Below are 20,462 nucleotides of genomic sequence, written 5' to 3' on the forward strand. Positions count from 1 at the left end.
ACAGTTCCCCAAGCCCCTAGGGCCTGTGCATAGCTATGTTGGACCGGGTCAGGCAATCTTGAAACGCGCCACCGACTGGCGCAGTTCCTCGGCCATGTGCGAGAGTTCGCGCACCTGCTGTGCCGTGGTGCGCGTGCCTTCGCCCGTCTGCTCGGTCACCGCGAAAATGTGCTGGATGTTCTCGGCCACGTCGTTGGCCAGAACGGCTTCGCGCGAGGTGGACGAGGAGATCAGCTCGATCAGCTCGGCCAGATGGCGCGACACGGAGTCGATCTCGGTCAGCGCGGTGCCGGCGGAGTCGGACAGGCGGGCCCCCTCGACCACACCCTGGGTGGAGCGCTCCATGGCGGCCACGGCATCCTGGGTATCGGTCTGAATCGCCTTCACCAGCGCCGCGATCTGGCGCGTTGCGTCGGCCGAGCGTTCGGCCAGGCGCTGCACTTCTTCGGCCACCACCGAGAAGCCGCGACCGGCTTCACCGGCCGATGCGGCCTGGATGGCGGCGTTCAGCGCCAGCACGTTGGTCTGCTCGGTAATGTCGGAAATCAGCTCGGTGATTTCACCGATCTCCTGCGAGGATTCGCCCAGCCGCTTGATGCGCTTGGAGGTTTCCTGGATCTGGTCGCGGATGGAGTTCATGCCGCCGATGGCGTTCTGCACGGCCTTCAGGCCCAGGTCCGCAGCTTCCAGCGACTGGCGCGCCACCTGGGCAGATTCCTGCGCCTGGGTGGAGACCTCGTTGATGCGGCCGGCCATGTCCAGCACGGAGCGGCCGGTTTCGCGGATCTCGCGCAGCTGTTCGGTGGATGCGGCCAGCAGCTCGGTGGAGTTGGCATCCACCTCGGCCGTGGTCTGCGCCACGCGCGTTGCCGTGTTCTGCACGCTGCCCACCAGGGCACGCAGCTCTTCCACCGTGTAGTTCACCGAGTCGGCGATGGCGCCGGTGATGTCCTCGGTCACGGTGGCTTCCTGAGTCAGATCGCCCTCGGCCACCGACTGCAGCTCGTTCATCAAACGCAAAATGGCGGCCTGGTTGGCGTCGTTGATGCGCTTGGCTTCATGCTCCTGCACGCGCGACTCTTCCTGGCGGCGTTCGGCAGCTTCCTGACGCAGACGGCTGTCGAGCAGCTGCACGCGGGACAGGCCCACGCCGCACAGCAGCACCAGCACGGTGGCCAGGGCCAGCAGGCCCATGGGCAGCGAGCCGATGCCGGCGCCGCTTTGCAGCTTGTTCTGCAGATCTTCCAGATGGCGGCGCAGCGGTTCGCTGTCGGCATTGATGGCGGTCTGGGCCTCGCGGGCGGACACCAGGCCCTGCAGGTTGCCCAAAATGGCGCTGGCCTGGCTACGGGTCTCTTCGTAGAGCTTGATCAGCGCCTCGATCTGCTCGCGGGTCTGGGCGTCGCGCGTGGGAGGCAGGCGCAGTTCGCTGCTGCCGCCCAGCAGGCTTTCGGAGATTTCCTTGAACGAGTTCAAGTCCTTGCCCAGCAGGAACACCGCCTCGGGGCTCACGCCTTCGGCAGTCTGGAATTCGTTGGCCGACTTGCCGATACGCTGGGTCAGCATCACGAGCTGGCCGGCGGCGGAGATTTCCGCCGGGCTGGCACCCTGCTGCAGCTTGAGCGAGGAGATGGTTTCGGCGATCTCCAGCAGATCCGAGGACTGGCGGTTGATGGTGCGCAGCGCGTCGCCGACCTGGGTCAGGATCTGCTTTTGGTCCATCACCACCTTGGCGCTTTGCTCGGCACGCTCCATCAGCGGCGTGATCTGACCCAGTTCATCGGCATAGGCGCCGCCCAGCGGCCGCACGCCCAGGGAGTCGTCGCCCGAGACAACGGCACGCACGTTGCGCGCCAGCACGCCGGCGCTGTCCTGCACGTCCGCAAAGGAGGATGCCGCGCCTGTCAGCGCCTGCGAAACCGACTTGGCCAGACGCTGCGATTGCATCAGCGCCTGGCCGGTGGCGGCCAGCTGCTGCGCCGAGCCGTCGGCCTGGCGCAGGGCCCAGGCCGCAGCCAGCACCAGGGCCAGCACCGACACGCCCAGCAAGGTGGACAGCGTGCGCTGGTGGCGCGCGGCAGGCGCGCGGCCCAGCAGCGGCAGGACCACCATGTCCTGGTCCAGGGCTGCGCTGGCGTCGCCCGGCATGGCGTCGGGCGCGCCCTGCACGGTCATGGACGCATCGAGTGCGTACATATCCTGGGAGACGGTGTCTCCGAGCATGCTGTTGTCCGCGCCCGAGCCGGCGTCGGCCGGCTTGCGTTGGAAGCGATTTGCAAGACGTTGCAAGAATGACATGGGACGACCTTCAGAAACTCAGGCGCGAATGCTCAGAAACTCGGAGGTTTGGGACAGGCGCTGCAGTTGCAGCTCCTGCCAGCGGTGGCCCGCTTCATCGATATGCACGGGGCCGAAAAAGGCGGGAGATTGCTCGGGCGCAGGCTCGGTGCGCACAAAGGCGTCGGCGCTGCGCAGGCCCTGCAGGCGGTCCACGAGCAGGGAGGCGTTCACTTCCAGCGCGGCATTGAAGGCCAGCAGGCTGGACTCGGCCAGCGCCGGTTCGCTGCGTGCCACGCCGTGGCCCAGCAGGCTGGCCAGGTCGATCACCCCGGCCAGGGTGCCGCGCAGGTTGGCAATGCCCAGGAACCAGGGCTTTGTATAGGGCACGGGCTGCACGCCGGCCCAGGGAAAGATTTCGCCGGACTGACCCAGCGGCATCAGGTAGTTGCGCCCGCCGGCCTGTACGGCCAGCCAGGCGGCCACCTTGACGCCTTCGCTGCGTGCGGCCTGGAGGCGGCCGGCCAGACGGGATTGCAGATCGCGCAGTGCTTCACGGTTCGCCATGGGCAGCGCACCGCGTCAGTTCAGCGCCGCGATCTTGGCCTGCAGCTCGCCTGCATCCACCGGCTTGGTGATGTAGTCACGTGCGCCCTGGCGCATGCCCCAGACCCGGTCGGTTTCCTGATTCTTGCTGGTGCACATGATGATGGGCAGGTCCGCGTACAGCGGGTCGCGCGTGATGGCGCGCGTGAGCTGAAAGCCGTTCTGGCCGGGCATGACCACGTCCATCAGGATCAGGTCGGGCCGATCTTCGGCCAGGCTGCGCAGGGCTTCCTCGCCGTTCTCGGCCGTGCGTACCTGCAGTCCCTGCTTTTGCAGCATGTCGGACAGAAACATCAGTTCGGTCTTGGAATCGTCCACGACCAGGACTTTGCGGATGGGCATCAAAGTGCTCCTATGGTTTGCTTGCCGAACTGCTCCACGGCCTGCAGCAGCTGGTCTTTGGTGAAGGGTTTCGTGAGGTAGTCCTGGCAGCCCACCATGCGCCCGCGCGCCTTGTCGAATACGCCGTCCTTGGACGAGAGCATGACCACGGGCGTATCAGCGAAGCGCGCATTGCGCTTGATGATGGCGCAGGTCTGGTAGCCGTCCAGCTTGGGCATGAGGATGTCGCAGAAGATCAGCTGGGGCTGGTAGTCGTTGACCTTGGACAGCGCGTCGAAGCCGTCGTCGGCCAGGAGCACTTCGTGCCCGCCTTGCTTGAGGAAGATTTCTGCGCTGCGGCGGATGGTATTGCTGTCATCCACCACGAGTACGCGCAAGGGTGCGCCCGATGTCGTCACTGAGAAACCTCCCGGAAATGTATGAGTCGGCGCGGGTGGTCCCGCGCTCAGATTTCGACCATCTCAAAGTCTTCTTTACGTGCACCGCATTCGGGACAGGTCCAGTTCATGGGCACGTCATCCCAACGCGTCTGGGGTGCGATGCCATGCTCGGGGCAGCCTTGCGCCTCGTCATAGATCCACCCGCAGATCAAGCACATCCAAGTTTTAGGGTCGGTCACAGCTTAAAGGGCCTTCACATAGAATGCAACGATTGTATCTAGTCATAACCACCCGCCACGGCCTTCGCTGGCGGGGCGCAAACTGGGCAGAGCCATGGCATTGAACCCCTCCAACTCCCCCAGTCCCGACACCGAATTGGTGGACGAAACCGCTCCCGTCTGCGTGCTGGTCTTCAACGCCAGCGACCCCAGCGGAGCGGGTGGCCTGTCGGCCGATATTGCCACCATTGCCTCGGTCGGCGGTCATCCGCTGCCCGTGGTCACGGGTGCCTACGCGCGCGATTCGGCCAAGATCTTCGAGCATTTCCCCTTTGACGACGAGGCCGTGGCCGAGCAGGCGCGCGCCGTGCTGGAGGACATTCCCGTGTCCGCCATCAAGGTCGGCTTCGTGGGTAGCCCGGGCAACCTGGCAGCGATCGCCGAGATTGCCTCCGACTATCCCGACATCCCCATCGTCTGCTACATGCCGGACCTGTCGTGGTGGGAGGAAGACCCGCTCGACCAGTACATGGACGCCCTCAAGGAGCTTGTGCTGCCGCAAACCTCGGTGTTGGTTGGAAGCCACAGTACGCTGTGCCGCTGGCTGCTGCCCGACTGGAGCAACAGCCGCAGCCCCACGGCGCGCGACATCGCCATGGCGGCCGAGGCCCTGGAAGTGCCCTACGTGCTGGTCACCGGCATCCCGCTGCCCGACCAGTTCGTGGACAACGTGCTGGCCACGGCGCAGTCCGTGCTGGGCAACAGCAAGTACGAGATGTTCGACGCCACCTTCACCGGCTCTGGCGACACCCTGTCGGCCGCGCTGGCGGCCCTGGTGGCCAGCGGCAACGACCTGGGGCTGGCCACGCAGGAGGCGCTGGAGTACCTGGACCGCAGCCTGGACAGCGGCTTTCGCCCCGGCATGGGCCACTTCATCCCGGACCGCATGTTCTGGGCCCAGCCCGAGCCCGAGGACGAAGACGCCGATGCCGCCGAGCCGCTCACCGAACTCGACTCCGACACCCAAGCCATCGAAGGCTTCGTGATGCCCCCCCATGACACCAAGCATTGAAATGAGCCACCCCTGAGCGGCTGCGCCGCTTCCCCTCTCTCGCTGCGCGGAAGGGGACGACACCCTCGCGGCGGGGCGGCCCTTGCTCGGTGTCCCGCGCTTGGATCTCGCCAGTTTCGCCAAGGCTCTCTGCACTATGACCACTGACCTGAATATTCCCCTGTTCGAACGCGCCAAGGCCGTGATCCCCGGCGGCGTGAATTCACCCGTGCGCGCCTTCAACGCCGTGGGCGGCACGCCGCGCTTCGTGCGCCGCGCCCAGGGCGCGCATTTCTGGGACGAGAACGCCCAGCAGTTCACCGACTACATCGGCTCCTGGGGTCCGATGATCCTGGGCCACGGCCACCCCGAGGTGATGGCCGCCGTGCAGGCCGCCGCGCTGGAAGGCTTCTCCTTCGGCGCGCCCACGGAGCGCGAGGTCGTGCTGGCCGAGAAGATCCTCTCGCTCATGCCTTCCATGGACATGGTGCGCATGGTCAGCTCGGGCACCGAGGCCGGCATGAGCGCGCTGCGCCTGGCGCGCGGCTTCACGGGCCGCAACAAGATCATCAAGTTCAACGGCTGCTACCACGGCCATGCCGACGCGCTGCTGGTCAAGGCCGGCTCGGGCCTGGCGACCTTTGGCGCCTCGTCCTCGGCCGGCGTGCCGCAGGACGTGGTCAAGGACACGGTGGTGCTGGAATACAACGACGTGGGCCAGCTCGAAGAGGCCTTCGCCCAGTTCGGCGACCAGATCGCCTGCGTGATCATGGAGCCCATTGCGGGCAACATGAACTTCGTGCGCGCCAGCGTGCCCTTCACGCGCCGCATCCGCGAACTCACGCGCGAGCATGGCGCGCTCATGGTCTATGACGAGGTGATGACCGGCTTTCGCGTGGCCCTGGGCAGCGCCCAGAGCCTTTACGCCCAGCAGATCGAAGGCTTTGCGCCCGACATCACCGTGCTGGGCAAGGTCATCGGCGGCGGCATGCCCATGGCGGCCTTTGGCGCGCGCCGCGAGATCATGGAAAAGCTCTCGCCCCTGGGCCCGGTCTACCAGGCCGGAACCCTCTCGGGCAACCCCATCGCCACGGCCTGCGGCCTCAAGACGCTGGAGCTGATCAGCGAGCCGGGCTTCCACGACGCCCTGCACGCGAAGACCGGCCGCCTGATGGCCGGCTTCAAGGCCGAGGCCGACGCCGCCGGCGTGCCTTTCAGCGTGGACCACCAGGGCGGCCTGTTCGGCTTCTACCTGCTTCCCGAGCTGCCCAGCACCTGGACCGAGGTCATGAAGACCGATGGCGCACGCTTCAACCGCTTCTTCCACGGCATGCTGGAGCGCGGCCACTACTTCGCGCCCGCGCTGTACGAGGCCGGCTTCGTGAGCGCCGCGCACACGGATGCGGACATCGACAAGACCATCGAAGCCGCGCGCGAAGTGTTCAAGACGCTCTGACGCTGGCCCGTACCTGCCGATCGAGCCCGCCCTCGCGGGCTCTTTTCACGTCAGGGCCGACGAAAAGCCTGGCGCGCCTGCTCGACCTCGTCGCGCACGGCACAGCCCTGTGCATGGTCGTTGACCAGGCCCATGGCCTGCATGAACGAGTACACGGTGGTCGGACCCACGAACTTCCAGCCGCGCTTTTTCAGCTCCTTGGACAGGGCGCGCGATTCTGCGGTTTCGGACACGGGGCCCGCGCCCTGCACGGGCTCCGGCGCATGGCGCCAGAAGAAGGCCGACAGCGAGCCTTCCGCCTCCACCATCTCCAGCGCCCGCTGCGCGTTGTTGATCACGGCCTCGATCTTGCCGCGATGCCGCACGATGCCCGCATCGCCCAGCAGCCGCAGCACATCGTCTTCGGTGAAACGCGCGACCTGTTGGAAGTCGAAGCCCGCAAAGGCCGCGCGGAAGTTCTCGCGCTTGTTGAGGATGGTCAGCCAGCTCAGGCCGGACTGGAAGCCCTCGAGGCTGAGTTTCTCGAACAGGCGCCGGTCGTCGGCCACGGGGAAGCCCCATTCACGGTCGTGGTAGGCCAGATAGTTGTCCGTGGCGGCGCACCAGTGGCAGCGCGGCCGGCCGTCGGGGGCGGTGAACAGGCGGGACATGCTCAGGATTTCCCGGGCTCGGGAGAGGGGAGCGACAGCAGCCAGGCCGCCATCTGCAGGGATTGCGCCGTATCGAGGTGCGGATGGCGCGGCATGATGGCGCGGCCCCATTCGCCGGCCCCGCCCTCGCGGATCTTGCGCGCCAGGTAGTCGGCGGCATCTTCGCGGGCCCGGTAGCGCTCGGCGATCTGCTGGAAGGACGGGCCCACGTAGTGGCGCACCATGCCGTGGCAGCGCAGGCAGTCATTGCCCTCGACCAGGGCCTTGCCGGCAAGCAGCCGGGGGCCTGCATTTGGATCTGCAGCTGCCGTCACGGCAGCTGCCGGCAGGCCCGCAACGGGCGCAACAGCCGGCCCGCGCATGATGCGCCAGCCGATGTTGAAGACACCCAGAGCCACCAGCAGCATGAAGACCACGAGCGCCCAGCCCAGCCAGCGGGGCCGGTGGGGGGCGTCGTCGCCCTCGTCGTCTGCGTCGGGAGGCAGTTGGCCGGCCATCAGTGGCGGAAGTGGCGCACGCCGGTGAAGACCATGGCGACGCCGCGCTCGTTGGCGGCGTCAATGACTTCCTGGTCGCGCATGGAGCCACCGGGCTGGGCCACGCAGGTGGCACCCGCGTCAACGACCACGTCCAGGCCGTCGCGGAAGGGGAAGAAGGCATCGCTGGCCACGACCGTGCCCTGCAGGCTCAGCCTGGCGGCCTCGGCCTTGATGGAGGCGATGCGTGCCGAGTCCAGGCGGCTCATCTGGCCTGCGCCCACGCCCATGGTCATGCCGTTCTTGCAGAACACGATGGCATTGCTCTTGACGTACTTGGCGACCTTCCAGGCGAACAGCAGGTCCTGCAGTTCTTCGGGGGTAGGCTGCTTGACGGTGACGACCTTGAGGTCGGCCAGGGCCAGCTCATGGTTGTCGGCGGTCTGCAGCAGCAGGCCCGAGCCGACGCGCTTGGCGTCCATGGCGTTGCGGCCCTGGTCCCAGGCGCGCTCTCCACCGGCCGGCAGGGCGATCTTCATCAGGCGCACATTGACCTTGGGCTTGAAGATTTCCAGCGCCTCGGCCGTGAAGTCGGGGGCCATCAGCACCTCGACGAACTGCTTGACCACGGCCTCGGCCGCCGCCTTGTCCACCGTGCGGTTGAAGGCGATGATGCCGCCGAAGGCGCTGGTGGGATCGGTCTGGAAGGCCTTGGCATAGGCTTCGTGCGCGTCCTTGCCCACGGCCACGCCGCAGGGGTTGGCGTGCTTGACGATCACGCAGGCAGGCTGCTCGAAGCTCTTGACGCATTCCCAGGCGGCATCGGCGTCGGCGATGTTGTTGTACGACAGCTCCTTGCCCTGCAGCTGCTCGCCCGTGACCAGGGAGCCGGGAGCCGGATACAGGTCGCGGTACAGGGCGGCCTGCTGGTGGCTGTTTTCGCCGTAGCGCAGGTCCTGCACCTTGGTGAAGTGGCCGTTGCTCTGGCCGGGGAAGGCGCTGCGCTCGGGCACGTAGGTTTCGGACAGCTTCTCGTCCTCGAACTTCACGCTGGACAGGTAGTCGCTGATGGCGCCGTCGTACTGGGCGATGCGGTTGAAGGCGGCCACGGACAGCGCAAAGCGCAGCTTGTCGGACAGCTTTCCGCTGGCCTTGAGTTCGCCCAGCACGGCTTCGTACTGGCCGGCGTCGGTGATCACGCCCACGTCGGCCCAGTTCTTGGCGGCAGAGCGCACCATGGCCGGGCCGCCGATGTCGATGTTCTCGATGGCGTCGGCCAGCGTGCAGCCGGCCTTGGCCACGGTGGCCTCGAAGGGGTAGAGGTTCACCACCAGCAGGTCGATGGTGTCGATGCCGTGCTCCTTGAGGGCCGCCATGTGGGCCGGCAGCTCGCGGCGCGCCAGCAGGCCGCCGTGGACCTTGGGGTGCAGGGTCTTGACGCGGCCGTCCAGCATTTCGGGGAACTGGGTGACTTCGGCCACCTCGGTCACGGGCAGGCCAGCCTCGGCCAGCAGCTTGGCGGTGCCGCCGGTGGACAGCAGCTTGATGCCCAGGGCGTGCAGGCCTTGGGCGAATTCGACAATACCGGTCTTGTCAGAGACGGAGAGCAGGGCGTTCATGGGCGTCGGTGCAGGGAGTTTGAAAAAAAGGGGAATTCGTGCCGCTCAGAGCATGTCGTGCTCAAGCAGCTTCTTGCGCAGCGTGTTGCGGTTCAGGCCCAGCCAGTCGGCGGCGCGGGACTGGTTGTTGTCGGCCTGGCTCATCACCACTTCCAGCAGCGGCTTTTCGACCAGGTGGATCAGCATGTCGTACATGCCATTGGGCTTTTCGCCGTCGAGATCGCGGAAATACCCCTCCAGGCTTTCACGCACGCATTGTTCGATGTTCTGGTTGCTCATACTGTCATTCCTGCGGGCTCTCCGAATTCGGCGCTTGTGGCGCCGGCATCGATGGCGGCCGGTATCCGGTCCATCCGTGCGCCCAGGGCGTCCAGATAGTCGGCCACGGCCTGCCATTGCACCGCGCAGTCCTCGATGGTGTTGATGTGTTGTCTGAATGCCTCGCCGCCCGGCAGGCTGCGCAGGTACCAGGCGATGTGCTTGCGCGCGCTGCGCACGCCGGTGCCCTCGCCGTACAGGCTGTAGTGGTCCTGCAGGTGGTCCAGCAGCAGCCGGCGCAGCTCGGCCACCAGCGGCGGGGCCATGTGCTCGCCCGTGGCCATGAAGTGCGCGATCTCGCGGAAGATCCAGGGCCGGCCCTGGGCCGCGCGGCCGATCATCACGGCATCGGCGCCCGTGTAGGCGAGCACGTCGCGCGCCTTCTCGGGGCTGGTGATGTCGCCATTGGCCACCACGGGCACGCGCACCGCCGCCTTGACGGCAGCGATGGTGTCGTACTCGGCAAAGCCCTTGTAACCCTGCTCGCGCGTGCGGCCGTGCACGGTGAGCATCTGTATGCCCACCTCCTCGAAGCGGCGGGCCAGCACCACGGCGTTCCTGTGCGCGTCGCACCAGCCGGTGCGCATCTTCAGCGTGACGGGCACGCCGTGCGGGGCGCAGGCCTCGACCACGGCCTGGGCAATCTCCACGGCCAGGGCCTCGTTCTGCATCAGGGCCGAGCCGGCCCATTTGTTGCAGACCTTCTTGGCCGGGCAGCCCATGTTGATGTCGATGATCTGGGCGCCACGGTCCAGGTTGTAGCGCGCGGCCTCGGCCATCATCTCGGCGTCCGTGCCCGCGATCTGCACCGCGATGGGGCCGGGCTCGCCTTCATGGTTGGCGCGGCGCGAGGTCTTGAGGCTGTTCCACAGGTCCTTGCGCGATGTCACCATCTCGCTGACCGCGTAGCCCGCGCCCAGGGCCTTGCACAGCTGGCGGAACGGCCGATCCGTCACCCCGGCCATGGGGGCGACGAACAGGCGGTTGGCCAGGGCATGGGGGCCTATGGACAGGGGAAGGGAGGACATCGGGAAAGCCGGAGAAAACGCGCGCGCCGAGCACAAAACGGGCGGCAACAAAGGACCAAGATTGTACCTGCCCAAATTTTCAGCAGGGCTAAAACCGGGCCGTCAAGACGGCCAAGCGGCGAAAACAAGACAGCGCAGCGGTTTCATGGTGTGGGAACGAAGGTGCGCACCTGGCCCGGAACGGCCTGCAGCCCGTAGGCACCAAGCCGGCCCTGCCACCAGCGGCGGTTGAATTGCACGTCGGGAGAGACCTGGTCGTCGGGCATGGGGCGCAGGCCGACCTTCTGCAGCCCGGCTTTCTGCGGCCCGGCTGCCTGCAGCCCAGCTGTCTGCGGCCCAGCCTCCAGTCCCAGGTCCAGCGCCTCGCCGTCGGCCAGCGGGCCGCGCACCACGGCCATGGCCTTGCGCCCGTCGGTCACCCAGGCGTCCAGCACCAGGGCCGGGCCGGGCTCGGACTCGGACTCGGCCAGGCTCACGCAGCCTTGCAGACGCGGCTCCAGGCCCAGCGGCTCCAGCTCGCGCTGCAACTGCTCCAGCCTGTCGCCCACGGCCGGGTCCGGCAGGGTGCAGCCCTTGGCCTGCAGCGCCTTGCCCCAGGCGGAGGGCGGTGCGGCCTGGGCGGGCGGCGCCTGGGCAGCGGCCTGTGCCACCACGGTGGTGTCCTTGCCTGGCGATGGCTGCAACGCGGCGCAGCCGGCCAGGCCGGCCGCTGCCATTCCCAATGCTGCCCATCCCGCCCATCCTGCAATCCGCCCTGTCTGCATGACGCCCCCTGTGCTTGTGGTTCTGGAACGGGTTCCACGATAGCTTCAGGCCGACAAGGCGTCAGCCAGCGCAGACCTACACTTGGCAGCAGAGCGTGTTGTGCACTTTTAAGTGCCCGCGAAAGCCGGGAAAGGGGCCCGGAACGAGGCGTAGCACGCGCCGCGGTTGCCACACCGCAAGCGGGCTGCAACGAAGGGCCGGGCCCCTTTCCCGGCTTTCCCTTCGGGTTGGCTCTGCGCGCAGGCGCTCGCGGCGTTGCAGCGCTTGCCAAGGCATGAGCCTTGGCGGCGCACTGCGCCTTGCGATCACCAGCGCGCAGAGCCAACGCGAGTACTTAAAAGTGCACAACACGCTCTATGGAATTCTGGATGCATCAACTGCTGGGCTGGCTGGCGCTGCCGCAGTTCGGCCTCAGCACCGTGTTCATCGTGGCCCTGATCTCGGCCACGCTGCTGCCGCTGGGCTCCGAGCCCGCGGTGGTGGGCCTGCTGCAGCTCAACCCCGATCTGTTCTGGCAAACGGTCTTCGTGGCCACGGCCGGCAATACGCTGGGCGGCGCCATCAGCTGGTGGATGGGGCTGGGCGCGCACAAGGCCTGGCGCGCGGCCCGCGAGCGGCGGCGCGCCGGACTGCCCGAGGATCTGCGGGCCAAGCCGCCCCGCGCCCTGTCCCGCCACGAGCGCCGCGCCCGCGTGTGGCTGCGCCGCCTGGGCGCCAAGGCCTGCCTGCTGAGCTGGCTGCCCGTGGTGGGCGATCCGCTGTGCGCCGTGGCCGGCTGGCTGCGCCTGCCATTCTGGCCCTGCGTGTTCTACATGGCCATCGGCAAGTTCCTGCGCTATGTGGTGATGACGGTGGTGCTGCTGCAGTTGCTGCCGGCCTCCTGGGCCAGCTGAGGCCGAAGCCCTCCCACCGAAGCCCTCCCCTTTTGCGATCTACGCCTGCGGCTCGCGCGCCCAGGGCGCCAGCGCGAAGTGCGCGGCCAGGAAATCGATCAGCGCCTGCACGCGCGCCGGCCGGGCGCGCCCCGGCGGCGTGACGATGTGCAAGGCGATGGAGGGCACCTGCCAATCGTCCATGCAGGTCTGCAGCGCACCCGATTGCAAATCTTCCCATGCCAGGAATTCGGGCTGCAGGGCCAGGCCCAGCCCGGCGCGCAGGGCCGGGGCCAGGCCCTCGGCATTGTTCACTCGCATGGCCGTGGGAACGACCTGGGCGAACTCGCCGCGGCGCGCATGCACGAAGCGCCAGGCCTCGCCCAGGCGGCTGTGCACATAGCGCAGCGCCCGGTGCTGCGCCAGATCGCGCGGATGGGAGGGGCGGCCGTGGCGCTCGAAGTATTCGGGTGATCCCACCAGCAGCAGGCGCACCGTGCACAGGCGCCGCGCCAGCAGGCTGGAGTCGGGCAGGGAGGAGATGCGCAGCGCGATGTCGAAGCCCTGGGCCACCACGTCGATCAGTTCGTCGCTGAAGTGCAGGTCCAGCGTGACTTCCGGGTGCTCGGCCATGAAGGCGGGCACGGCCGGTGCCAGGTGCGAGATGCCGAACGACATGGGCGCCGCAATGCGGATGGGGCCGCGCAGGCTTTTGGACTGCTCGCTGATCTCGGCCTCCACGGCCTCGCCCTCGGCCAGGATGCGCGCGGCGCGCTCCAGCGAGGCCTGGCCGCCGGCCGTCAGCGACATGCGCCGCGAGGTGCGGTGCAACAAGCTGGTCTTGAGCCGCGTCTCCAGCCGCGTGATGGCCTTGGAGATGGTGGGCTGGGAGACGCCCAGGTCGGCGGCGGCCTTGGCGAAGGAGCCCGTCTCGGCCACCTTGGCGAAGACGGCCCAGGCTTCGAGGTCAGGAAGTCTTGGCATGAAAGTTTTGGAATAGATGTCTTTGCATATTTTCTATTCTCTTCTTGATCGGCAAAACATAAAGTTCATCCATCGCAACACACAACGCAGCAGGAGAACACCATGATCGAACGCCGTCCCTTCCAGGCCCTTGGCGGTGCCAACCACGGCTGGCTCGATGCCAAGCACCACTTTTCCTTCGCCGGCTACCACGATCCGGCCCGCATGGGCTGGGGCGCGCTGCGGGTGTGGAACGACGACACCATCGCCGCCGGCACGGGCTTCCCGCCCCATGCCCACGCCAACATGGAAATCATCACCTATGTCCGTGAAGGCGCCATCACCCACCAGGACAGCCTGGGCAACAAGGGCCGCACCGAAGCGGGCGATGTGCAGGTGATGAGCGCGGGCACCGGCATCCGCCACTCGGAATACAACCAGGAAAAGGACACGACGCGGATCTTCCAGATCTGGATCATGCCCGACGAGCGCGGCCAGCAGCCCCCGTCCTGGGGTGCCAAGCCCTTCCCCAAGGGCGAGCGCTCGGGCAGCTTCGTGGCCCTGGCCAGCGGCCTGCCCGGTGACGAGGACGCCCTGCCCATCCGCACCGCCGCCCGGGTGCTGGGCGCCACGCTGAAGGCCGGCGAGAGCACGGAGTACCGCATCGGCCGTGACCGCCTGGGCTACCTGGTGCCGGCCAGCGGCTCGGTGCAGATCGACGGCGTGACGCTGCAGGAGCGCGACGGCGCCGCCATCAGCGATGTGGACAGCTTCCGTGTGACGGCCCTGGCCGACACCGAGCTGGTGCTCGTCGACACGGCGCGCTGAAGCGCCCTGCCCGCCTCTTCCAAAGAAAACATTCCCGTACCCCGTCCAACCCCTCCAGGAGATCACCATGACCGACCGCAAGTACCTCGAAGTCCTGACGCCCGCCAACAGCCAGATCATCTTCATCGACCAGCAGCCCCAGATGGCCTTCGGCGTGCAGTCCATCGACCGCCAGGTGCTCAAGAACAACGTGGTGGGCCTGGCCAAGGCAGCCAAGGCCTTCGGCATTCCCGCCACCATCACCACGGTGGAGACGGGCAGCTTCTCCGGCCACACCTATCCCGAACTGCTGGCCGTGTTCCCCGAGCACCAACTGCTGGAGCGCAGCTCCATGAATTCCTGGGACGACCAGAACGTGCGGGACGCACTGGCCAGGAACGCCGCCCAGGGCCGCAAGAAGATCGTGGTCTCCGGCCTGTGGACCGAGGTGTGCAACACCACCTTCGCCCTGTCGGCCCTGCATGACACGGACTACGAGATCTACATGGTGGCCGACGCCTCGGGCGGCACGTCGCTGGACGCCCACAACTACGCCATGGACCGCATGGTGCAGGCCGGCGTGGTGCCCGTGACCTGGCAGCAGGTGCTGCTGGAATGGCAGCGCGACTGGGCCCGCCGCGAGACCTACGACGCGGTGATGGACATCGTGCGCGAGCATTCCGGCGCCTACGGCATGGGCGTGGACTATGCCTACACCATGGTGCACAAGGCGGCCGAGCGCGTGCAGCACGGCGAGACCATGGGCCCCAACCCCGCCAAGGCCTGAGCGCCAGCGCCGCCGCCGGTGTGCCTGCCGGGCATCCTGGCCGGCGAGCAGATCGTGCCCGTGGGCCGCCACCTGCTGCAGCGCATGGACCTGCGCAGCGCCTGAAGCAAGACGCAGGCCACCGGGCATGTGCTGCGCCAGCTGCCCGGCCGCAAGAGCACCGATGCCGATAGGCAGCACGGCTGACCTCTCCCCAAACCTTCAAGAAAACTGCACCATGACCACGCGCAGAAAAGTCCTGGGCTCCGCCGCCACCCTCGCCATGGGTGGACTGCTGGGTTGCACCACCGACGCTCGCCAAGGAGCCTCCATGTCCGATGCCACGCCCGAAGTCGTCTTCCACAACGGCCGCTTCACCACCCTGAACAAGGCCCAGCCCACCGCCACCGCCGTGGCCGTGAAGGACGGCCGTTTCATCGCCGTGGGCACGGACGCCGAGGTGCTGGCCCTGGCCGGCAGCGGCACGCGCCGTATCGACCTGCAGCGCCGCAGCGTGCTGCCCGGCCTGTTCGACAACCACACGCACGTGATCCGTGGCGGCCTGAACTTCAACCTGGAGCTGCGCTGGGACGGCGTGCGCTCGCTGGCCGACGCGCTGGACATGCTCAAGCGCCAGGTGGCCATCACGCCTGCGCCGCAGTGGGTGCGCGTGGTCGGCGGCTTCACCGAGCACCAGTTCGTGGAAAAGCGCCTGCCCACCATCGAGGAGATCAACGCCATCGCGCCCGACACGCCGGTCTTCCTGCTGCACCTGTATGACCGCGCCCTGCTCAACGCGGCTGCCCTGCGCGCCGTGGGCTACACCCGCGACACGCCCCAGCCCGCCGGCGGCGAGATCACGCGCGATGCCAAGGGCAACCCCACCGGCCTGCTGCTGGCCAAGCCCAACGCCACCATCCTCTATGCCACGCTGGCCAAGGGCCCCAAGCTGCCGCTGGACTACCAGGTCAACTCCACGCGCCACTTCATGCGCGAACTCAACCGCCTGGGCGTGACCGGCGTCATCGACGCGGGCGGGGGCTTCCAGAACTACCCCGACGACTACGACGTGATCCAGAAGCTCAGCGACGCCAACCAGATCACCGTGCGCCTGGCCTACAACCTGTTCACGCAAAAGCCCAAGGAGGAGAAGGCCGACTTCCTCAACTGGACGCAGAGCGTGAAATACAAGCAGGGCAACGACTATTTCCGCCACAACGGCGCGGGCGAGATGCTGGTGTACTCGGCCGCCGACTTCGAGGACTTCCGCCAGCCGCGCCCCGACATGCCGCCCAGCATGGAGGGCGACCTGGAGGAGGTGGTGCGCGTGCTGGTACAGAACCAATGGCCGTGGCGCCTGCACGCCACCTATGACGAGACCATCTCGCGCGCGCTCGATGTGTTCGAGAAGGTGCACCGCGACACGCCCATCGACGGCCTGAACTGGTTCTTCGACCATGCCGAGACCATTTCGGACAAGTCCATCGACCGCATTGCGGCGCTGGGCGGCGGCGTGGCCGTGCAGCACCGCATGGCCTACCAGGGCGAGTATTTCACCGAACGCTACGGCGCACGCGCCACCGAGGCCACGCCGCCCGTCAAGAAGATCCTGGAGCGCGGCGTGAAGACCTCGGCCGGCACGGACGCCACGCGCGTGGCCTCCTACAACCCCTGGGTGTCGCTGTCGTGGATGGTGACGGGCAAGACCGTGGGCGGCCTGCAGATGTACCCCCAGCGCAACCTGCTGGACCGCGAGACCGCGCTGCGCATGTGGACCGAGAACGTGGCCTGGTTCTCCAACGAGGAAGGCCTGCGCGGCCGCATCCAGGTAGGCCAGCTGGCCGACATGATCGTGCCCAGCAAGGACTATTTCGCCGTGCCCGAGGACGAGATCTCCTTTCTCACCTCCGACCTCACCGTGGTGGGCGGCCGCGTGGTCTATGGCGCAGGCCCCTTCCAGCAGCATGACGACAACCCGCTGCCGCCGGCCATGCCCGACTGGTCGCCCGTGCGGCGCTTTGGCGGCTACGGCGCCTGGGGCGAGCCCGAGGGCGCGGGCAGGAACTCGCTCAATCCCGCGCGCTACCGCAGCCTGGCGGCGGCCTGCGGCTGCGGCACCCGCTGCGGCATGCACGGCCACAGCCATGCCGACGCATGGGCCTCGAACGTACCGGCGTCCGACCCCAAGAGCTTCTTCGGCGCGCTGGGCTGCTCCTGCTGGATGGCCTGAGGAGCAAGGCCATGCCCATCGATTCCAAGCCGTCTGCCCCGGCTGTTTCCGGCAGTTCCTCCGGCAGTTCCTCCGGCAGCTTCGCGCCGCTGCGCCAGCCCGTGTTCGCCGTGCTGTGGGCCGCCACGGTGCTGGGCAATATCGGCAGCTTCATGCGCGATGTGGCCAGCTCCTGGATGGTGACCGAGCTGTCGGCCAGTCCGGCCGCCGTGGCGCTGATCCAGACGGCGGCCACGCTGCCCATCTTCCTGCTGGCGATTCCGGCCGGCGTGCTGTCCGACATCCTGGACCGGCGGCGCTTCCTGATCGGCATCCAGATCCTGCTGGCCGCCGTCAGCGCCAGCCTGCTGCTGCTGGCCCGCACCAACACGCTGACCGTGGAATACCTGGTGGCGCTGACCTTCGTGGGCGGCATAGGCGCGGCGCTGATGGGGCCGACCTGGCAGTCCATCGTGCCCGAGCTGGTGCCGCGCAGCGACCTCAAGAACGCCGTGGCGCTGAACTCGCTGGGCATCAACATCGCACGCGCCCTGGGCCCTGCGGCCGGCGGCCTGCTGCTGGCCAGCTTCGGCGCGGCGGCGGCCTATGGAGCGGACGTGGCCAGCTACGTGTTCGTGATCGCCGCGCTGGTCTGGTGGAAGCGCCCCAAGGCCGAGGCCTCGGCCCTGAACGAGCAGTTCTTCGGCGCCTTCCGCGCAGGCCTGCGCTATGCCCGCTCCAGCCGCGAGCTGCATGTGGTGCTGCTGCGCGCCGCCGTGTTCTTCCTGTTCGCCAGCTCGGTCTGGGCCCTGCTGCCGCTGGTGGCGCGGCGCATGCTGGGCGGCTCGGCAGGCTTTTACGGCGTGATGCTGGGCGCCGTGGGCGCAGGCGCCATCCTGGGCGCGCTGCTGCTGCCGCGCCTGCGCAAAAGGCTGGATGCCGATGGCCTGGTGCTGCTGTCCTCCGTGCTCAGCGCCGCCGTGATGGCCGCGCTGTCCACCGCGCCGCCGCAATGGGCCGCCGTGCTGCTGATGCTGGTGCTGGGCCTGGGCTGGATCATTGCGCTGACCACGCTCAACGGCGTGGCCCAGGCGGTGCTGCCCAACTGGGTACGCGGCCGCGGGCTGGCCATCTACCTGATGGTGTTCAACGGCGCCATGGCGGGCGGCAGCCTGGCCTGGGGGCTGTTCGCGCAGGGTGTGGGCATTCCCACGGCGCTGCTGATCGGCGCGGCGGGCCTGGTGGCCATCTCGCTGGTGTTCCACCGCATCAAGCTGCCCACGGGCGAGGCGGACCTGCAGGCCTCCAACCACTGGCCCGAGCCGCTGCTGGCCGAACCCGTGGCCCATGACCGCGGCCCGGTGATGATCCAGGTGGAATACCAGGTGCGCCGCGACGACCTGCCAGCCTTCATCGAGGCCATGCAGCATGTCGCACGCGAACGCCGGCGCGACGGCGCCTATGCCTGGGGCATTGCCGAGCACACGGGCGAGCCGGGCCGGGTGATCGAGTGGTTCCTGGTGGAGTCCTGGGCCGAGCATCTGCGCCAGCACCAGCGCGTGTCCAGGGCCGATGCCGATCTGCAGGCCCAGGCGCTGCGCTTTCATATCGGCCCCGGGCGGCCCGTGGTCCACCACTTCCTGGCGCTGGATGCCGCCAGTGCCGCCAGTGCCGCAAGCGGGCCTGCGCAGGCACCGGCGCACGGCCACGCCCACTGAAGCGTTGCGGCAGGCCTGGCCCTGACCTGCGCCCGGCCTGCCCGGACACCTCAGCGGATATCCAGCCGCTCCAGCGCACGCACCAGGTCGGCCAGCGTGCGCACCTGCATCTTGCGCATGGCCTGGCCACGCCGCACTTTCACCGTGATTTCGCTCACGCCCAGGTCGGCGGCGATCTGCTTGTTCAGCAGGCCGCGCACCACGCCCACGACCACGTCCTGCTCGCCGGGCGACAGCGATTGCCAGCAGGCGCGCAGCGCCTGCTCACCGGCGTCCAGCGCACGGCGCTGGCGGTCCAGGGCAATGCCCTGCTGGATGGCGTCCAGCAGGTCCTGGTCGCGGAAGGGCTTGGTCAGGAACTCGATGGCGCCGGTCTTCATGGCCTCCACGCTCATGGGAATGTCGCCATGGCCGGTGATGAAGATGGTGGGCAGCTTCAGGCCCATCTCCAGCATCTGGCGCCGGAAGTCCATGCCGCTTTGGCCCGGCATGCGGATGTCCAGCACCAGGCATGCAGGCCCCGCGGGCGGCTGCCGCTGCCAGTGGTCCAGAAACTCGCGCGTGGCGCCGAAGGCGCGCACGCACAGGCCCACCGAGGCCAGCAGGTCCTCGATGGCGGCACGCACCGAGGCGTCGTCATCGACGATGTAGACAAGTGCCTCGGCTTCGGCCGTGGGGGGTTCAGCCATGGCGCAATCCCGTGGAAGACCTGTCGCCCGTGGCCGGGGCGCAGGCAATGGTGATGTGAAAGACCGTGCCGCCGCGCATGTCCTCGCGGTCCGTGGCCCAGATGCGGCCGCCGTTGGCCTCGGCCATGTGGCGGCAGATGTTCAGGCCCAGGCCCATGCCGTCGGGCTTGGTGGTCCAGAAGGCATCGAACAGGTGGGTGCGGGCCAGCGGCGACAGGCCTTCGCCTGCATCGGCCACGGTCAGCACCAGTTGCTGGCCCAGGGCCTGGGTGGTGACGGTGATGCGCCGCTGCGCGGCGGGCGTGCCCTGCATGGCATCCATGGCGTTGAGCAGCAGGTTGGCCAGCACCTGCTGGATGTGCACGCGGTCGGCCCAGGCCGGCTGCAGCGCAGGCGCCAGTTGCAGGTCCAGGGCCACGCCGCGCCGGTCCAGCTCGGCGTCCGACAGGCGCGCCATCTCGCGCACGGCGTCGTTGAGGTCGAAGGACTGGCGGCTGGGCGCCTCGCCGCGCGCCATGCTGCGGATGCGGGCAATGACATCGCTGGCGCGCTGCGCATCGCCCAGGATGCGCTCCAGCGCCTGGCCGGCCTTGGCCAGATTGGGCGGGTCCTGGGCCAGCCAGCGCTGGCAGGCATTGCCGCTGGTGACGATGGCCGCCAGCGGCTGGTTGACCTCATGGGCGATGGAGGCCGTCAACTGCCCCAGGCTGGTGGTCTGGGTGATGCGCATCAGCTGGGTGCGCGCCTCATGGGCCGCGTTCTGGGCCGCCACCATCTTCAGGCCCAGATAGGCCGTGATGGCGATGGCCAGGATGCTGATCACCATGTTGATCAGTCCGGTGCGATAGGCACCGGCAGGCGTGAGCGCAAAGCTGGCCAGGGTCAGCACGATGCACAGCGCCGTGAGGCCGATGACCACGCGCGGGCTGAACCAGCGCACCGCCACCAGGATGATGGCCGTATGGAACACGGCAGCCGCCACGGCGTAGTCGGTCAGCGTGTCCAGCGCGAAGATCGCGGCCATGGCGACGCCCATGGCCGCCAGGATCAGGGCCCGGGGCCAATGGGGAAAGCGGCGCAGAGCGGTGGTCATGGCGTGCAGGGAAAAGGAATGGACTGTCAGCTGCCAATTCTCATTCAAGAAGGCGCTGCACCTGAATGCAAGCTATACCCGAACCGTACGATACTGGCGCGACCCAAAACAAGGGACACCGAGGAAGGGACGCCCCGCACCGAAGGTGTCGTCCCCCTC

Annotated in this window: 21 protein-coding genes and 1 pseudogene; 8 read left to right on the plus strand and 14 right to left on the minus strand. The window is 68.0% G+C overall.

Translation table 11 applies throughout. The annotated features are described in order from the left end of the window. Window positions 1-48: 48 nt before the first annotated feature. From ACFPFG_RS13085 to ACFPFG_RS13105, 5 genes are read right to left on the minus strand one after another with little or no spacing between them, the layout of a single operon-like run. Complete coding sequence (locus tag ACFPFG_RS13085) at window positions 49-2,298, minus strand: methyl-accepting chemotaxis protein (RefSeq protein ID WP_183019088.1); 2,250 nt, start codon at window positions 2,296-2,298, stop codon at window positions 49-51. A gap of 18 nt (window positions 2,299-2,316) precedes the next feature. Next, on the minus strand, window positions 2,317-2,844 hold the full coding sequence (locus tag ACFPFG_RS13090) for a chemotaxis protein CheW (protein WP_012203503.1): 528 nt from the start codon (window positions 2,842-2,844) through the stop codon (window positions 2,317-2,319). A gap of 15 nt (window positions 2,845-2,859) precedes the next feature. Further along, window positions 2,860-3,225: a response regulator gene (locus ACFPFG_RS13095; RefSeq protein ID WP_013804030.1), complete on the minus strand. Its 366-nt coding sequence runs from the start codon at window positions 3,223-3,225 to the stop codon at window positions 2,860-2,862. Next, complete coding sequence (locus ACFPFG_RS13100) at window positions 3,225-3,623, minus strand: response regulator (RefSeq protein ID WP_016447937.1); 399 nt, start codon at window positions 3,621-3,623, stop codon at window positions 3,225-3,227. The genes ACFPFG_RS13095 and ACFPFG_RS13100 overlap by 1 nt, the downstream gene beginning before the upstream one ends. 47 nt (window positions 3,624-3,670) lie before the next feature. Next, window positions 3,671-3,823, minus strand: coding sequence for a rubredoxin (locus ACFPFG_RS13105; RefSeq protein WP_013804031.1), 153 nt, complete (start codon window positions 3,821-3,823; stop codon window positions 3,671-3,673). Window positions 3,824-3,938: 115 nt separating this feature from the next. On the opposite strand from ACFPFG_RS13105, the gene thiD reads away from it, so the two are divergent. Further along, a complete protein-coding gene (gene thiD, locus ACFPFG_RS13110) occupies window positions 3,939-4,895 on the plus strand; it encodes a bifunctional hydroxymethylpyrimidine kinase/phosphomethylpyrimidine kinase (protein ID WP_197957313.1) in 957 nt (318 codons plus the stop codon). Between the two features lie 136 nt (window positions 4,896-5,031). Further along, the gene (hemL, locus tag ACFPFG_RS13115) at window positions 5,032-6,330 is read left to right on the plus strand and encodes a glutamate-1-semialdehyde 2,1-aminomutase (protein ID WP_013804032.1); all 1,299 of its coding nucleotides are present in this window, start codon (window positions 5,032-5,034) and stop codon (window positions 6,328-6,330) included. 50 nt (window positions 6,331-6,380) lie between these two features. Here the strand turns inward: hemL and ACFPFG_RS13120 are convergent, their stop codons facing one another. The 6 genes from ACFPFG_RS13120 to ACFPFG_RS13145 form a co-directional block, all read right to left on the minus strand. Continuing rightward, a complete protein-coding gene (locus ACFPFG_RS13120; protein WP_183019086.1) occupies window positions 6,381-6,980 on the minus strand; it encodes a DNA-3-methyladenine glycosylase I in 600 nt (199 codons plus the stop codon). A 2-nt stretch (window positions 6,981-6,982) separates the two neighbouring features. Beyond that, entirely contained in the window at window positions 6,983-7,477 is a 495-nt protein-coding gene (locus tag ACFPFG_RS13125; protein WP_197957315.1) for a c-type cytochrome, read from the minus strand. Next, the gene (gene purH / locus ACFPFG_RS13130) at window positions 7,477-9,075 is read right to left on the minus strand and encodes a bifunctional phosphoribosylaminoimidazolecarboxamide formyltransferase/IMP cyclohydrolase (protein WP_197957316.1); all 1,599 of its coding nucleotides are present in this window, start codon (window positions 9,073-9,075) and stop codon (window positions 7,477-7,479) included. The genes ACFPFG_RS13125 and purH overlap by 1 nt, the downstream gene beginning before the upstream one ends. A 45-nt stretch (window positions 9,076-9,120) precedes the next feature. Beyond that, complete coding sequence (locus ACFPFG_RS13135) at window positions 9,121-9,354, minus strand: Fis family transcriptional regulator (protein ID WP_016447943.1); 234 nt, start codon at window positions 9,352-9,354, stop codon at window positions 9,121-9,123. Further along, the gene (gene dusB / locus ACFPFG_RS13140; protein ID WP_183019083.1) at window positions 9,351-10,421 is read right to left on the minus strand and encodes a tRNA dihydrouridine synthase DusB; all 1,071 of its coding nucleotides are present in this window, start codon (window positions 10,419-10,421) and stop codon (window positions 9,351-9,353) included. The genes ACFPFG_RS13135 and dusB overlap by 4 nt, the downstream gene beginning before the upstream one ends. 143 nt (window positions 10,422-10,564) lie before the next feature. Further along, entirely contained in the window at window positions 10,565-11,185 is a 621-nt protein-coding gene (locus ACFPFG_RS13145) for a hypothetical protein (RefSeq protein WP_380106936.1), read from the minus strand. Between the two features lie 369 nt (window positions 11,186-11,554). Here ACFPFG_RS13145 and ACFPFG_RS13150 point away from each other — a divergent pair, with 369 nt between their 5' ends. After that, window positions 11,555-12,079 (plus strand): YqaA family protein, encoded by a 525-nt coding sequence (locus tag ACFPFG_RS13150; RefSeq protein WP_013804040.1) that lies wholly within the window; start codon window positions 11,555-11,557, stop codon window positions 12,077-12,079. 39 nt (window positions 12,080-12,118) lie between these two features. Here the strand turns inward: ACFPFG_RS13150 and ACFPFG_RS13155 are convergent, their stop codons facing one another. Then, window positions 12,119-13,042 carry a LysR family transcriptional regulator gene (locus ACFPFG_RS13155; RefSeq protein ID WP_183019080.1) on the minus strand — a complete coding sequence of 308 codons (924 nt, stop codon included), beginning with the start codon at window positions 13,040-13,042 and terminating at the stop codon, window positions 12,119-12,121. 102 nt (window positions 13,043-13,144) lie between these two features. Here ACFPFG_RS13155 and ACFPFG_RS13160 point away from each other — a divergent pair, with 102 nt between their 5' ends. From ACFPFG_RS13160 to ACFPFG_RS13180, 5 genes and pseudogenes are all read left to right on the plus strand, one after another. Then, window positions 13,145-13,849: a pirin family protein gene (locus ACFPFG_RS13160; RefSeq protein WP_012203489.1), complete on the plus strand. Its 705-nt coding sequence runs from the start codon at window positions 13,145-13,147 to the stop codon at window positions 13,847-13,849. A gap of 67 nt (window positions 13,850-13,916) precedes the next feature. Then, window positions 13,917-14,615 carry a hydrolase gene (locus tag ACFPFG_RS13165; protein WP_380106939.1) on the plus strand — a complete coding sequence of 233 codons (699 nt, stop codon included), beginning with the start codon at window positions 13,917-13,919 and terminating at the stop codon, window positions 14,613-14,615. Between the two features lie 15 nt (window positions 14,616-14,630). Then, a pseudogene (locus ACFPFG_RS13170) lies at window positions 14,631-14,720 on the plus strand (XapX domain-containing protein); the annotation flags it as partial. A gap of 205 nt (window positions 14,721-14,925) precedes the next feature. Beyond that, entirely contained in the window at window positions 14,926-16,824 is a 1,899-nt protein-coding gene (locus ACFPFG_RS13175) for an amidohydrolase (RefSeq protein ID WP_197957462.1), read from the plus strand. A gap of 11 nt (window positions 16,825-16,835) precedes the next feature. Next, entirely contained in the window at window positions 16,836-18,521 is a 1,686-nt protein-coding gene (locus tag ACFPFG_RS13180; RefSeq protein WP_380106941.1) for an MFS transporter, read from the plus strand. A 50-nt stretch (window positions 18,522-18,571) separates the two neighbouring features. Here the strand turns inward: ACFPFG_RS13180 and ACFPFG_RS13185 are convergent, their stop codons facing one another. Together ACFPFG_RS13185 and ACFPFG_RS13190 are read right to left on the minus strand one after the other, a co-directional pair. Continuing rightward, window positions 18,572-19,210, minus strand: coding sequence for a response regulator transcription factor (locus tag ACFPFG_RS13185; protein ID WP_380106943.1), 639 nt, complete (start codon window positions 19,208-19,210; stop codon window positions 18,572-18,574). Further along, complete coding sequence (locus ACFPFG_RS13190) at window positions 19,203-20,303, minus strand: sensor histidine kinase (protein WP_096915262.1); 1,101 nt, start codon at window positions 20,301-20,303, stop codon at window positions 19,203-19,205. The genes ACFPFG_RS13185 and ACFPFG_RS13190 overlap by 8 nt, the downstream gene beginning before the upstream one ends. Between the last annotated feature and the right edge of the window lie 159 nt (window positions 20,304-20,462).

Origin of the sequence: Delftia deserti, from assembly GCF_042653485.1 — a bacterium.
GTDB lineage: Bacteria > Pseudomonadota > Gammaproteobacteria > Burkholderiales > Burkholderiaceae_C > Comamonas > Comamonas acidovorans.